The 14,575-nt window shown below is 45.9% G+C and carries 10 protein-coding genes; 8 read left to right on the top strand and 2 right to left on the bottom strand.

All coding sequences use genetic code 11. From position 1 onward, the window contains the following. Window positions 1-113: 113 nt before the first annotated feature. From A8140_RS07120 to A8140_RS07155, 8 genes are all read left to right on the top strand, one after another. Window positions 114-902, top strand: coding sequence for a TetR/AcrR family transcriptional regulator (locus tag A8140_RS07120; RefSeq protein WP_005536647.1), 789 nt, complete (start codon window positions 114-116; stop codon window positions 900-902). A 198-nt stretch (window positions 903-1,100) separates the two neighbouring features. Beyond that, window positions 1,101-3,479, top strand: a complete 2,379-nt coding sequence (locus A8140_RS07125) for an efflux RND transporter permease subunit (RefSeq protein ID WP_005536645.1) — start codon at window positions 1,101-1,103, stop codon at window positions 3,477-3,479. A 39-nt stretch (window positions 3,480-3,518) separates the two neighbouring features. Then, on the top strand, window positions 3,519-4,310 hold the full coding sequence (locus A8140_RS07130) for an outer membrane lipoprotein-sorting protein (RefSeq protein ID WP_005536642.1): 792 nt from the start codon (window positions 3,519-3,521) through the stop codon (window positions 4,308-4,310). A 9-nt stretch (window positions 4,311-4,319) separates the two neighbouring features. After that, entirely contained in the window at window positions 4,320-5,501 is a 1,182-nt protein-coding gene (locus A8140_RS07135; protein WP_038863286.1) for a hypothetical protein, read from the top strand. A gap of 176 nt (window positions 5,502-5,677) precedes the next feature. Continuing rightward, the gene (locus A8140_RS07140; protein ID WP_033000318.1) at window positions 5,678-6,379 is read left to right on the top strand and encodes a GGDEF domain-containing protein; all 702 of its coding nucleotides are present in this window, start codon (window positions 5,678-5,680) and stop codon (window positions 6,377-6,379) included. Window positions 6,380-6,663: 284 nt separating this feature from the next. Beyond that, window positions 6,664-7,647: a phenylalanine--tRNA ligase subunit alpha gene (gene pheS / locus A8140_RS07145; protein ID WP_005427963.1), complete on the top strand. Its 984-nt coding sequence runs from the start codon at window positions 6,664-6,666 to the stop codon at window positions 7,645-7,647. An 18-nt stretch (window positions 7,648-7,665) separates the two neighbouring features. Beyond that, window positions 7,666-10,071 (top strand): phenylalanine--tRNA ligase subunit beta, encoded by a 2,406-nt coding sequence (gene pheT, locus A8140_RS07150; protein ID WP_005533437.1) that lies wholly within the window; start codon window positions 7,666-7,668, stop codon window positions 10,069-10,071. 264 nt (window positions 10,072-10,335) lie between these two features. Then, complete coding sequence (locus tag A8140_RS07155; RefSeq protein WP_005533435.1) at window positions 10,336-11,202, top strand: isochorismatase family protein; 867 nt, start codon at window positions 10,336-10,338, stop codon at window positions 11,200-11,202. A gap of 81 nt (window positions 11,203-11,283) precedes the next feature. Here the strand turns inward: A8140_RS07155 and A8140_RS07160 are convergent, their stop codons facing one another. Both A8140_RS07160 and A8140_RS07165 read right to left on the bottom strand, forming a co-directional pair. Beyond that, on the bottom strand, window positions 11,284-12,957 hold the full coding sequence (locus tag A8140_RS07160) for an ABC transporter ATP-binding protein (protein ID WP_005533433.1): 1,674 nt from the start codon (window positions 12,955-12,957) through the stop codon (window positions 11,284-11,286). Then, window positions 12,954-14,558 (bottom strand): ATP-binding cassette domain-containing protein, encoded by a 1,605-nt coding sequence (locus A8140_RS07165; RefSeq protein WP_005533431.1) that lies wholly within the window; start codon window positions 14,556-14,558, stop codon window positions 12,954-12,956. Before A8140_RS07165 ends, A8140_RS07160 begins: the two co-directional genes overlap by 4 nt. Window positions 14,559-14,575: the final 17 nt, after the last annotated feature.

Here is a 14,575-nt window from a genome sequence, read left to right on the forward strand (position 1 = left end):
ATTATGACGAAGTGTCAATTATGACGGTTCGTCAGAAAATGTAATTTCGTTTCTGCATACCATATTCGTGTTACAATTCATTTGGGTTACACAGTAATACGGAACAGGGAAATATGTTTAACTTTGGCTGCAAGAAAAATGACAAGCAAGAGGGTTGTCGTGTCGCTTCTGGTTTAACCAAGAAACAACAAGCGATTGCTGATCGTGAGGTGGAATTAGTCCAACTTGCCAAGTCATTGGTTCGAGAGCAGGGGTTTGCGAATCTAACAATGGATAAGCTCACCGCCGCAAGTTCTTACTCTAAAGGAACTATCTACAACCATTTTTGTAGCAAAGAAGACGTTATCCTTGCCCTTTGTATCCACTCACTGAAAAGTGAGGCGATGTTTTTCGAACGTACAGCCAACTTTGATGGCAATACGCGTGAGAAAATCATAGCAATGCATGTGGGCTACCGTATTTATGCTCGTATGGAGCCTGTTTTGTCAACGTGTGCCATTGTTGCCAAAACACCTTGGGTGATAGAGAAGGCTTCGCCAGCTCGCCTGAATGAATTAAACAAGCTTGAAGAAGAAGTGATATCCGGTGCGGATGCATTAGTGAATCATGCCGTAGAGATCGGGGACCTAAAGTTCTCACCTACAGTGGGTTCTGATGCTATCGTATTTGCAAACTGGTCGATCGCTTTTGGATCTAACGCGCTTGCTCAAAATGCGTCAAATAGCCGATGCATACAGCGCTTACAAGACCCTTTTTCAGTGCTTCATAATGCGAATATGCTACTGGACGGTTTAGGATGGTTGCCGCTCTCAACGGAGTGGGATTACCGCAAAACCTGGCGTCGAGTTGAGCAGGAATTATTCAGTGAAGAACTTGCTTATCTCGATTCAGTCAATCGCTAAGCAAGGTACAAACCAATCATCTTAACGGGTTGGTTTTTTAATCACACAACATGACGGATCGTCAATAACGATGTTTTTTCACCAAGCCTTTCAGCCAGGCTGGTGTAAAGCGCGTTAGAAACGGATCTGGAGTTAGAGAACAGCGCAAGCTGCTTTTTAGCTCCATTTTATGACGAAACGTCACAAAAGGAGAGTGTGATGAAACACCACCAAGCTCAACAAGGCTCCTCCAGTCAATGGGGGAAGGTTCCAACCAAGTACAGTATTTGGGTAGTGCTGGCGACAGTATTGCTCGTGATATTCGCGACAATAGGAGGAAAAAATCTCTATTTTCGTGGTGACTATAATATCTTTTTTGATGGCACTAATAAGCAGTTGTTGGCTTTTGATGAAATTCAAACCACCTTTGCGAAAACAGACAACCTTGCCATCGTCGTTGCACCAGACAACAACGACGTCTTCACTCCAGCAACTCTTCAACTTATACAAAACCTCACTAATGATTCGTGGCAGGTGCCTTATTCAAGCCGCGTGGACTCGATTGCTAACTACCAACATACTGAAGCCTTTGAAGATGATCTTCTCGTCGAAGACTTGTTGTATGAAGACTATGAGCTAACCCCAGACCGTATTGCAAAGGTAAAGCAAATTTCGCTGACTGAACCCGTGCTGAAAGGCGCTTTGATTTCAGAGAAAGGTGACGTCACGGTTGTTAATATTACCGTGCAACTACCAGAAGTAGACAAGACTACTGAAGTGCAAGAGGTGATGTCTCATATCAACGCAATGTTGGAGCGTTACCAACAGAACTACCCAAATGTTGAGTTCCATAAAGCGGGCATTATTGCTATGAACTACGCGTTTATGACGGCTGCGCAGGAGGATAGCTCGACATTGGTGCCAACCATGTTGTTAGTGATTTTGGTGTTCTTAACCATAATGTTGCGTTCATTCTTGAGTGTTGTCGCCACGCTGATTGTTATCATTGGCTCAGTTATGGCAACGATGGGGCTTTCGGGATGGGCTGGCATGTTCTTGAGCACCGCAACGGTCAACGTGCCAACACTGGTTATGACGCTCGCCGTTGCGGACTGTGTGCATGTTATCACCACGATGCGTCAATCGATGCAAAATGGCTTTAGTAAAGCGCACTCTATCGAAAGAAGTGTTTCTCTTAACTTCATACCGATCCTAATCACTTCAGTGACTACGGCGATCGGCTTCTTGATGATGAATATGTCCGATTCTCCGGTATTGAGAGATTTCGGCAACTTGTCAGCGTTAGGCGTAATGGTCGCATGCTTCCTTTCTGTCACGCTTCTTCCTGCCTTACTGAAGTTGTTTCCTATTAATGTTAAGCAAACGCCTTCGAACGGCAAGTCTGACTTTATGGATAAACTGGGCGACTTTGTTGTTACACATCGCAAAGCGTTATTGCCTGCATCTGTTTTGGTTATTGCAGTCAGCGCGAGTTTGATTCCTTTGAATCGCGTCAATGATGAATCCGTCAAGTACTTCGACAACCGCAGTGATTTTCGCCAAGCTGCCGACTTTATGGAAGCGCGCATCAGTGGCATGACCAACATCAGTATTGCGATTAAAACTAACGAGTCACAAGGGATTGCTGACCCGGTATTTCTCAATGCTATTGGTGGGTTTACGGATTGGCTGCGAATTCAACCTGAAACTGACCATGTTGCGACGCTAGCGGATGTGTATAAACGTCTCAACAAGAACATGCATGACGACGACGAAAGCTACTACGCATTACCACAAAATCGCGAACTGGCTGCACAATATCTGTTGCTTTATGAGATGTCCTTGCCGTATGGACTCGACCTAAATAACCAAATCAATGTTGATAAATCGTCAATTAAAATGGTACTCACCGTTGATAACTTAGGTAGTGTTGAATTGGTTGATCTAGAGAATCGTATCTATGCGTGGTTCGCTGACAATGCCCCTCAATATGAAGTAGTTGCTTCGAGCCCTTCTTTGATGTTCGCCCACATTGGTGAGACCAACATGGCGAGTATGCTCTCTACTTTACCTATTACATTAGTACTCATTTCCGCATTGCTTATCTTTGCGCTTCGCTCTCTCAAACTTGGTTTGATCAGCTTGGTGCCAAACATCGCACCGGCCGTGATTGGCTTTGGTCTCTGGGCGCTTATCTCAGGTGAAATCAACCTCGGACTATCTGTTGTTGTTACATTGACGCTCGGGATTGTTGTCGATGATGCCGTTCACTTCCTCTCTAAATATCAACGAGCTCGAAAAGAGGGACAAACAGCAGAGCAGGCGGTTCGCTATGCCTTCCATACTGTGGGTCGCGCGCTATGGATTACCACTGTTGTCTTGGTGGCTGGTTTTTCGGTGTTGGCCATGTCGAGCTTCCGTTTGAACGCTGATATGGGCCAGCTCAGCGCGATAGTCATCTTTATCGCTTTAGTCGTGGACTTTTTATTCTTACCGACTTTATTGATGCTGTTCGATAAGGCCACTTACCCACAAATCACTGGAACGAAATCACCCCGCTCACAAGCTAAGAATAACGTTGCAGCGACACCGTTGTAATCGGACACGAACTTCAGGAATCAAGACAAGGAATACATGATGAAACTAGTTACAACACCATTCAAAGTCGCCGCACTAACGGTTTCACTTTTGCTGTCGCCTTTTGCGTGGGCAGATGAAGCAAAAGGATTAGAGATTGCACAGGAGCGCAAAGCTCGTGATGAAGGTTGGGGGGATTCGGTGGCAACCATGCAAATGATCCTTCGCAACGCACAAGGGGAGAGCAGTACGCGTTTGATGCGTTTGAAATCACTTGAGGTTGCCGACGATGGTGACAAAGGGTTGACCATTTTTGATGAGCCTCGTGATGTAAAAGGCACTGCATTCCTCAACCATTCTCATACAGTTGGTGCTGATGACCAGTGGCTCTACCTACCGGCTCTTAAGCGTGTAAAACGTATTGCTTCACGTAATAAGTCCGGTCCGTTTATGGGCAGTGAGTTTGCTTATGAAGACCTGAGCTCATTCGAGATCGAAAAATACAGTTTCAATTACCTAAAAGATGAAACGATGAATGACCAAGAGACGTTTGTATTGGAGCAAATCCCGACAGATAAAAACTCTGGTTACACCAAGCAGGTGGTTTGGTTGGACAAGGCGCACTATCGTCCTCTGAAAGTAGAGTTTTATGACCGCAAAGGCGCGTTGCTAAAATCACTCCTGTTCTCTGACTACAAGCAATACCTAAATCAATACTGGCGTGCGCACACCATGGCGATGACCAATCACCAAACAGGTAAAAGCACAGAACTGACAACCAGTGAACTCACGTTCCAGACCGGGTTAAAAGACAACGATTTCAACAAAAACACCCTAAAGCGTGTTAAGTAGGGTGGTTGAATGAAAAGAGTAATCGCAGCAAACCGAACCTTGGCTAGCATTGCTGCAATGCTGTGCTCTTCGCCATTGTTTGGCGTTGAACTAGCGGGGCAGGCTAACATTGAGCATCGGCAATTTTTCTCTGATGGTGCTCAAGGACAGGGCAAAGGACAAACATCACTCGTGTTGCAGCCTGAGCTTTACTGGGATCTGCAAGGCGGTGATGCGAGTTTCACGTTCACACCTTTTTATCGCTGGGACAGCATGGATGATGAGCGCACTCATGGTGATATTCGAGAAGCCTTGTATTTAACCTATTGGGATGATTACGAACTTCGTGTTGGCATCAGTAAGGTGTTTTGGGGCGTCACAGAGTCTGCGCACTTGGTTGATGTTGTAAACCAAATTGATGCACTAGAAGCGGTTGATGGAGAAGATAAGCTTGGCCAACCTATGGTGCACTTTACATCTATCAAAGATTGGGGGACGGTGGATGCCATGATATTGCCTTATTTTCGTGAGCGGACATTTGCGGGTAAAGATGGACGTTTGAGGATTGATCCTGTTGTCTCTGATGATGCGTTGTATGAATCTAGCCGAGAAGAAAAGCATGTGGATGTCGCGTTTCGGTACGCACAAATGTTCGGCGATTGGGATGTGGGCTTAAGCTATGTTTATGGAACAAACCGTGACCCGTATTTTCGGTTTGAGCAAGGGGAGTTAAAGCCTTATTACGCCCTAATGAACAATGTTGGGCTGGATGTTCAAGGCATTGTGGGCGACTGGTTATGGAAGCTAGAGAGTGTCTACCGCGATAGCTTCGACAATCATGTCGGAGTCGTCACCGGTTTTGAATACACGATAGTGGGCGCTCTTGAGACAGCATGGGACGTTGGCATCATCGGCGAGTATTTGTATGACAGCCGCGGTAACAACGCGCAAAACATCGGGCAAAACGATGTGTTTGCAGGTATTCGTTTAGCATTAAATGATGAGGATGGTACTGAAGTTCTAACGGGTATCACGCAAGATCTCGATAACTCCGATGTGTACAACGCAAAACTTGAGGCTTCCAGCCGCATTTCAAATCATTTCAAGTGGCAAATAGACGCTTGGCTGTTTAAAAATGATACCCCAACAGATTTGCTTTACTTTGCGCGGGACGATGACTTTATTGAGTTCTCCATCCAGTATTATTTTTAAATTTGTAGATAAACTAATCGAAAAGTTGGAGGTAAGTAGATCTACGTCATTATTTTGACTGGCTTCTAAAGCGTTAAAAAAATATTGTCGTTACTATTCCTTATATTAATTGTGGCATTGATAGTTGTGTATAAGCAACTATCAATACTGACTGGTTTTACTCAGGAGTAGTAGCGCTGAATTCATTTCGTTGGGACACATATTTCGAAACTGGAATCGAACAAGTTGATGAGCAACACCAGTATTTAGTCGGCTTCATCAATAAGTACGGCGAACTTTTGGCACAAAACAGCATCTCCCTGACCGATACTCAAGTCGCAGTGTTTGATCTTTCTCGTTACACAGAGTTCCACTTCAAAGAAGAAGAGAACTTGATGCGCGAAGTGGGGATCCATCCTGAGCATCTACAGAAACATATCCAAGTCCATCGCGCGTTCATGAGCGATATCATCAGCATGCAAAGCTTCATCAATGAAGAAAATAAGCGTGCGGCCGAACAGTTGCTGGATTTCCTTATTCATTGGCTGGCGTACCACGTTCTTGGCATCGATCAGAATATGTCTAAACAAGTGGCGGCGATTCAATCCGGCATGTCTCCAAAAGCAGCGTATGAAGAGCAAAAAAAACAAGCCAACGATACCGGGTTAGAGGGTGGTTTGCATGTGGCAGAGGCGGTGAGAAAGCAGGTCTCCCATATGCTTGTTCCTACTTCATTCGAACCTTGGCGAGGGAGCATCAGTGTTGGTGTTGCAGAGCGTCGAGACAATATGGAAACCTACACGGATTTAATTTGGGTTGCCGATGAGGGCGTTTACTTGGCAAAACAAAACGGTAAAAACCGAGTTCAAACCGTACAAAAACTGACGCCTTTAAACTAGATTACTTGTCATATTCAATCGCCAAAGAAAACGGGCTTGTTTTCTCGCTTGATAAGAACAATACCAGTGACTTTCTTTGGCCTCTTATGTAAAAACAACCTCGATAAAATGGGCGTTATTCCTAGACAACGCTGCTTTTTTTACGTTTTTGTGTTCTTTTTATTCAATAACCTCTTCTTTTCATAATTCAATTTGGCTTTGGTGGCGCGTTTGGCTACTATGTACAGCTATCAAAAAACCAATCACTCCCTTATGGATACTACCAATAGGTAGATGAGGAAACGATGCAACATCTAGAAGAGATCATTGCTAACGCGAGCGCGGCAATTGAAGCTGCAGAATCGCTAGTCGTACTTGATGAAGTGCGTGTTCAGTATCTAGGTAAAAAAGGTGAGCTAACTGCTCAACTTCAAAGCCTAGGTAAACTACCACCAGAAGAGCGCCGTGAAGCTGGTCAAGAGATCAACAAAGCGAAAGGCGTAGTTCAGCAAGCTATCGTAGCTCGTAAAGATGCACTACAACGTGCAGAGCTAGAAGCGAAGCTAGCAGCTGAAACAATCGACGTGACTCTACCAGGTCGTCGTATCGAGAACGGTGGTCTACACCCTGTTACTCGTACTGTTGAGCGTATTGAACAGTTCTTTGGTGAGCTAGGCTTTAACACTGAGTCTGGTCCTGAGATTGAAGATGCATTCCACAACTTTGATGCACTAAACATCGCAGAAGATCACCCAGCGCGTACTGACCACGACACGTTCTTCTTTAACCCAGATCTAATGCTACGTACTCACACGTCTGGCGTTCAGATCCGTACGATGGAAAATGGTAAACCACCATTCCGTTTCATCGCACCAGGCCGTGTATACCGTAACGACTACGACCAAACGCACACGCCAATGTTCCACCAAGTGGAAGGCATGCTAGTAGACGAGAACGTAAACTTCGCACAGCTAAAAGGCATCCTGCACGACTTCCTATGTAACTTCTTTGAAGAAGAAGTTGAAGTTCGTTTCCGTCCTTCTTACTTCCCATTCACTGAGCCTTCAGCAGAAGTAGACGTGAAAGGCAAGAACGGCAAATGGCTTGAAGTTCTAGGTTGTGGCATGGTTCACCCTAACGTACTGCGCAGTGTAGGCATCGACCCTGAGAAGTACTCTGGTTTCGCATTCGGTATGGGCGTTGAACGTCTAACTATGCTTCGTTACGGCGTAAACGATCTTCGTGCGTTCTTCGAGAACGACCTTCGTTTCCTAAAACAGTTCAAGTAATCCAGGGGATACATCACTATGAAATTTAGCGAATCTTGGCTTCGTGAGTGGGTAAACCCTGCGGTATCGACTGACGAACTTACACACCAAATCACAATGGCGGGTCTAGAAGTAGACGACGTACTACCTGTAGCTGGTTCTTTCACTGGCGTTAAAGTAGGTAAAGTGGTTGAGTGTGGTCAACACCCAGACGCTGACAAACTACGTGTAACTAAAGTAGATGTTGGCGCTGAAGAACTTCTAGACATCGTTTGTGGCGCATCCAACTGCCGTCTAGGTATCAAAGTTGCTGTAGCGACTGTTGGTGCTGTACTACCAGGCGATTTCAAAATCAAAAAAGCAAAACTACGTGGTCAACCATCACACGGCATGCTGTGTTCATTTTCTGAACTAGGTATCGACGTTGAGTCAGATGGCATCATGGAGCTAGCAGAAGACGCAGCAATCGGTACTGATTTCCGCGAATTCCTAGGCCTTGACGACGTAACAGTAGACGTAGACCTAACGGCAAACCGCGCGGACTGTTTCAGTATCCGTGGTATGGCGCGTGAAGTTGGCGTTCTAAACCGTGCTGACGTAACTGAGCCTGCGGTAAACGCAGTAGCACCAGCTATCGACGACACAGTTTCTATCGAAGTGAAAGCGACTGCAGCATGTCCACGTTACCTTGGCCGTGTGGTTAAGAACGTAAATGTTCAAGCTGAAACACCACTATGGATGCAAGAGAAGCTGCGCCGTTGTGGTATCCGCTCTATCGACCCTGTTGTAGACATCACTAACTTTGTTCTTCTAGAGCAAGGCCAGCCAATGCACGCATTCGATCTAGCTAAGATTGAAGGCGGCATCGTGGTTCGTATGGCAGAGCAGGGCGAGAAGCTAACTCTTCTAGACGGCAACGAAGCTGAGCTAAACGCTGATACTCTAGTTGTCGCAGACCACAACAAAGCACTTGCTATCGCAGGTATCTTTGGTGGTGAAGAGTCTGGTGTAACGACTGAGACTAAAGACGTACTACTTGAGTGTGCATTCTTCGCACCAGACCACATCCGTGGCCGCGCACGTAGCTACGGTCTACACACGGATTCTTCAATGCGTTTTGAGCGTGGTGTCGATTTCGCACTACAAACAAGCGCAATGGAGCGTGCAACAGAACTTCTTGTTGAGATCTGTGGCGGTGAAGTAGCACCTGTTGTTGCTGTAGAGTCAGAAGCTGACCTACCAAAAGCAAACACAGTATCACTACGTCGCACTAAGCTAGACAGCCTACTAGGTCACCACATTGCTGATAGCGATGTTGTTGAAATTCTAGAGCGTCTTGGCCTAACTGTAGAGACTACAGATGCAGGTTGGACAGCAACTGCACCAACATGGCGTTTTGATATCGCAATCGAGCAAGACCTAATCGAAGAAGTAGGTCGTATCTACGGTTACGATAACATCCCTAACCAAAACCCAGCAGCAGCACTAAAGATGCACGACCACGTAGAAGCGAACATTCCGCTAAAACGCGTTCGCAACCTACTTGTTGACCGTGGTTACCAAGAAGCAATCACTTACAGCTTCGTTGAGCCAGAGCAGCAAAAGCTGGTTGTTCCAGGTGTTGAGCCGCTAATCCTGCCATTCCCAATCTCTGCGGATATGTCAGCAATGCGTCTAGGCCTTATCCAAGGTCTACTAAACACTGTGGTTCACAACCAGAAGCGTCAACAGCCACGCGTTCGTCTATTCGAATACGGCCTACGTTTCATCCCATGTGAGTCTGCTGAAAACGGTATGCGCCAAGAGCCTATGCTTGCAGGTGTTATCGCAGGTACTCGCAGTGAAGAGCACTGGGACATCGAAACCAACACAGTTGATTTCTTTGACCTTAAAGGTGACCTAGAAGCGGTTCTTGAGCTAACAGCTAACGAAGCGGCTTACTCTTTCGCAGCACTTTCTGCTGAAGACAAAGCAGCGAATCCAGCGCTTCACCCAGGTCAATCTGCAGCTATCATCGTTGATGGCAAGCAAGTTGGTGTGATTGGTACTGTGCACCCAGAGCTTGAGCGTAAGTTTGGTCTAAACGGCCGTACTATCGTATTCGAAGTGGAATGGTCTGCAATCAACACTAAAGTGATTCCTGAAGCAGTAAAGCTTTCTAAGTTCCCATCAAACCGTCGTGACATCGCGGTAGTTGTTGACGAAGCAGTAGCTTCTGGCGACATCGTTGCAGCATGTCTAGAGCAAGGTGGCGAGTTCCTGAAAGACGCGAAACTATTCGACGTTTACGTTGGTAAAGGTGTTGAAGAAGGTAAGAAGAGCCTAGCTATCGCGCTAACACTACAATCTGTAGAGCGTACGCTTGAAGATGCAGACATCGCTGGTGCGGTTGACGCTATCGTTGCTCACGTATCTGAGAAGTTTGGAGCGTCTCTACGTGACTAATCTCGCGTAACGTAGCTTCTTAAGAAATGAAAACCCTGTCAGTTTGGCAGGGTTTTTTTGTGTCTGCTGATCTGAGTGAAGTTGTGAGCGATGAACCAATTCAATTATTGATCTGCGTTTTGGGGAGTGAATTTCATATAAGCAATTGATTTTATATTCATTGTTGGCTTAGAATTACTGAGAATGATATTGATTATCAATATTGTCATTTTGGGCTCGCTTGCCCCATATTTTGTAGTAATCGTTCCAGATAAGGATAACTAAATGGCTATTCCCAAGATCGCCTCATATAAAATTCCTCAGTCAGAGACATTTCCAGAAAACACAGTAGATTGGAAAATAGATCCTAAGAAGGCTGTTGTTTTAGTTCATGATTTACAGACTTATTTCCTCAACTTCTTTGATAAAACGAAGTCACCAGTACCAGAGCTTTTGGAGAATGTTCGCCAGGTTCTAGACAATGCCAGAGCGGTGAATATCCCAGTTGTCTACACTGCTCAGCCTGCAAATCAGGAACCGAATGAGAGGGCACTTCTGACCGATTTCTGGGGTGCAGGTCTAACTCAAGATACGGATATTGCTCTGGAAGTATCACCTCAAGCCGGTGATATTCAATATACCAAGTGGCGTTATAGTGCATTTAAGAAAACGCCATTACTTCAGTGGATGCAAGAAGAGCAAAGAGATCAGCTCATCATTGTCGGTGTCTATGGCCATATTGGCATTCTATCGACAGCGTTGGATGCGTTTATGCTAGATATCAAACCTTTCGTTATTGGTGATGCGATCGCGGACTTCTCCGAAGAAGATCATCTTCATACTCTTAAATATGTTGCTGGAAGAAGCGGGTGCGTGAAATCCGTGAATGAATTTATCAAACCGATGAAGCCATCAGATTCATCAAGCGCTTTGAGCTTAGAGTCTATGAGGAAGGATGTCGCGGATATACTTGACGTTGATTTGGATGAGGTAGACGTTGATGAAAATCTTATCTTCCTTGGTCTGGATTCAATTCGAGTAATGACACTGCACAGCCGATGGAAGGCACTAGGTTTTAATGTCGAACTTGCTGAAATGGTGGCTCTGCATACCATCAAAGACTGGTGGGAAGCGACGCAAGTTACCGCTTAAAAGCTACTTATTTCTATGGCCCTGTATAAAAAACGCCCCTGTATAAAACAGGGGCGCTTTGATTTTGTTGGATTACTGAGATCAAACGCTCATCGCTAGCGCATCAGATTCATGCTCCAACTTCATTTTTTTACGATCAGTTTCAGCCGTATGTTTCTGCACATTTACCTTTTGGTTATTGATAGTGAGCTCGACTGTTGGACGCCAAATTTTTAGGTCTCGGTGTGTCACAATAATCGCTGTTGCGTTCAAATGATGGATATGTTCAGCAATTCTAGTCTCAGTGGCTTCATCCAATGCCGACGTCGCTTCGTCGAGCACGAGAATAGGGGCTTTTTTGATCAGAGCTCGTGCAATCGCCACTCGCTGTCTTTCACCACCAGATAGCCCAGAGCCTTTTTGACCGACTGATTGATGAATACCTTCTTCTGAAGAGTCAATAAGCTCATTGAGTTCTGCGTATCTAGCAAACTGCTCAACTTCTTCGTCATTTGCTTTTGGATTACCTAAGCGAATATTGTCTGCCAGCGTTCCGGTATAAATAATCGGATCTTGCGCGACGTAAGCAATATGCTGGATGAAAGATTCGTATGGGATGTCCTTAAGGTCGACACCACCAAGGGATATAGAACCTTTATTCGGGTCATCAAACCTCAGAAAAAGACCGAGTAATGTGCTTTTGCCACTGCCACTGATGCCATTAATGACCACCGTTTCGCCTTGATTGATTTCCAAACTGACATTTTCAAATAAGCCTTGATGGCTAACATGATCGAGCTCGAATTTATGGTTGCTTGGAACGGCCACATTGTCACCAGCCGCTTCTGGAAGGGTAGGGACATTGGTTAGTTGGCCGTAGTTATTCATTGAGGCTTTGACATCATTAATAGCAAAGCCTGCCAGCGCTAGCTCACCAAGCGGTGCCGCCGCTCGGGTAATCAAAATTAATAGCGCTAAGATGAGCAAGGGTTGATCTATTTGTATCCAAACCAGATAAGTGGCAAGGCCAGCGAGTGGCAAAATGGTGGCCAATGTGGAGATGAAAGTTGCAACTGATGCGCTTTGATTTATCCCAGCGTACACCCTTTCTTGCGCACGCCAGCTTTGATCAATACGTTCTATTGCGCGTTTTGGTCCTGCTGTCGAGCGGAGTAAATCAAAATGGTCGATAAGTTCCAGTGTTGACTTTGTCGCTTGCACATCTGCACTGTTTCTGTCTTTATCTGAGCGACTAAGGTGGCGTTGTGCCATAAATTGAGCTGATAAAGCAACGGCTAGCAGAGCACCACTCAACAGTGCAATTTGGATGCCTCCTACGACACCAATGCCAAAAACCAAGAAAACCGGCAGTAGTGGAGCATGTAAGAATGTCTGTAACTTATGGGCAGGGATTGCCATAAACCCAGGGATACCTCGCTCAGCCAGTTGGTTGAGCTGCGTGCGATGTTGCTCGTTAAACCATGCAAGTTTAGCCTTGCTGAGAGCGCGTCCCACAGCAGTGTAAAGGTCGCCTGCTAATCTAGCTCCAGAAAGAAATCCAGAACGTGTGACCAGCACGGTGACAAGCACGGCAAGTGCAGCGGCTATGATCACGTTAAGTGGTGCTGCTCGTTCTACTATGGATATCGCAAGAAAGGTATAAGCGACGGCCTCGAATAGAGCCACAAAAGTCCAACCCAGTGCGACTCGATACAAGCGAGATTTAGCGTTTAATGGGATAGTTGAGCTGGAAGAAACGGCATTTTTAGGTGTCATACTTCGTCATCCTGTCGTTGTCCACTTAATGTGAGGGTGAAATCAGCCAATTGTGCGAGCTTTGAATCATGGGTCACCATGACCAGCGTCTTATTGTGTTGTTTAGTGAGCGCGGTTAGGCTTCTGATGATGTCGATTGCGGTATCGTCATCGAGAGCGCTGGTGGGCTCGTCGAGCAGAACTACATTGGCATTACTCAGAAAAACGCCCGCTAATGCGATACGTTGCTGCTGGCCGCCAGATAGCAAGCTGGCGTCAGTATTAAGATCAAGTTCTAGCCGAGCGAGTGAGAGTGCGAGACGTAACTCATCATCATTGGCGTCTGGTGCGCTCAACAGCAAGTTTTCCCTAATGGTAGTTTTAAGCACTCCGGTGTCCTGAGGGACATAACGTATTGCCAAATAGCGCGCAACTTCGGAAAGCTCGAATAGTTCCTCACGCCCTAACGATACACTGCCATGCGCGGGTGTTTCTTGCCCTGCCAAAATACGCAGTAAGGTACTTTTTCCTGCTCCACTTGGTCCCATAATTGCGGTAAAGGAGCCTGGTACAAAATCATGGGTAAGATTATCGATGACCGTTTTTTTGTCGTTGACGACTACTAGGTTTGAAGCTTGTAATTTTTGAGGCTGAGATTTGCAATTGAGCTTGCCGCTGGCAATAGGGGCTTGTTGCAGGAAGTCACTGATGTTTTTAGCGGCATGTTTGCCTGCTGTAACGTAGTCCAGTCCGTGTCCAAGCTTTAGTACTGGCGTGACGACAGCCAATCCAAAAAAGAACACGGATGCCATAGCGGCAGGGCTTAACTGGTAGGCAATGGTGTACGCAATCGCGAAAGTGGCGACAGCTTGCAACAAAGCAATTGCAATGGCGGCGGGAAGGGCAACACTTCCTACCCACTTTACAATGCCCTGAGTAAAGCGTCTGGTAGCGTCATAATAATTGGTGAGTGCGCCCGTTTGAGTACCGTAGATACGGTTAACTCTGATCCCCCTCGTATAGTCATTCACTGCGGTTACAATATCCCCCATTATGGTCATTCGCTCAGCGCCATGTTTGGCGGCAAATCGGGGCAAAAACACCAAGTAATACAGTGACGCAATCAAACCGGGTACGAGAGTAAACAACGCGATTGGCCCGCAGAGACTCAACATAATGGCTATGGACGAGGCTGGTACGATAATGAATGCCACTAACTCTGCTGGCAAATGGGCCACCATATGATGCAGTGTATTGATGTCCTCTGATACCAAGCGACGCAACTGATTATCGCCGTATCTTGATATAGTTTTACTTGGTAAGCGAACCAAGTGTTGCGCTACCTGACGGCGTAGACGATTGGAAAACAGGGATTCGGCATCGTGCACTAACCAAGATCCTAAAGAAGAGATAATGGCACTGATTACCCAAAACCCTATCGCGGCGTAAACCCACTGAGTTGAAAGATCATCGATGAGTTGGATTAAGCACAATAAAGCACCTAGTTTTGCCACCGCGGCAGATACCTCACAGAGAACGCCAAGAGAAAGCTTAGCCACTGAAGGCCGCAAAGCGGGTAGTAAGGTTGGTGTGATGTAGTGCTGAATGATCTTATTTATCATTTTCTTACCTCATTTAA

Origin of the sequence: Vibrio campbellii CAIM 519 = NBRC 15631 = ATCC 25920 (assembly GCF_002163755.1) — a bacterium.
Classification (GTDB): Bacteria; Pseudomonadota; Gammaproteobacteria; order Enterobacterales; family Vibrionaceae; genus Vibrio; species Vibrio campbellii.

Bases quoted from the DNA above. Each gene is read 5' to 3' on its own strand.
- A8140_RS07120 (WP_005536647.1), top strand. From the start codon at position 114: ATGTTTAACTTTGGCTGCAAGAAAAATGACAAGCAAGAGGGTTGTCGT.
- A8140_RS07125 (WP_005536645.1), top strand. From the start codon at position 1,101: ATGAAACACCACCAAGCTCAACAAGGCTCCTCCAGTCAATGGGGGAAG.
- A8140_RS07130 (WP_005536642.1), top strand. From the start codon at position 3,519: ATGAAACTAGTTACAACACCATTCAAAGTCGCCGCACTAACGGTTTCA.
- A8140_RS07135 (WP_038863286.1), top strand. From the start codon at position 4,320: ATGAAAAGAGTAATCGCAGCAAACCGAACCTTGGCTAGCATTGCTGCA.
- pheS (WP_005427963.1), top strand. From the start codon at position 6,664: ATGCAACATCTAGAAGAGATCATTGCTAACGCGAGCGCGGCAATTGAA.
- pheT (WP_005533437.1), top strand. From the start codon at position 7,666: ATGAAATTTAGCGAATCTTGGCTTCGTGAGTGGGTAAACCCTGCGGTA.
- A8140_RS07155 (WP_005533435.1), top strand. From the start codon at position 10,336: ATGGCTATTCCCAAGATCGCCTCATATAAAATTCCTCAGTCAGAGACA.
- A8140_RS07160 (WP_005533433.1), bottom strand. From the start codon at position 12,957: ATGACACCTAAAAATGCCGTTTCTTCCAGCTCAACTATCCCATTAAAC.
- A8140_RS07165 (WP_005533431.1), bottom strand. From the start codon at position 14,558: ATGATAAATAAGATCATTCAGCACTACATCACACCAACCTTACTACCC.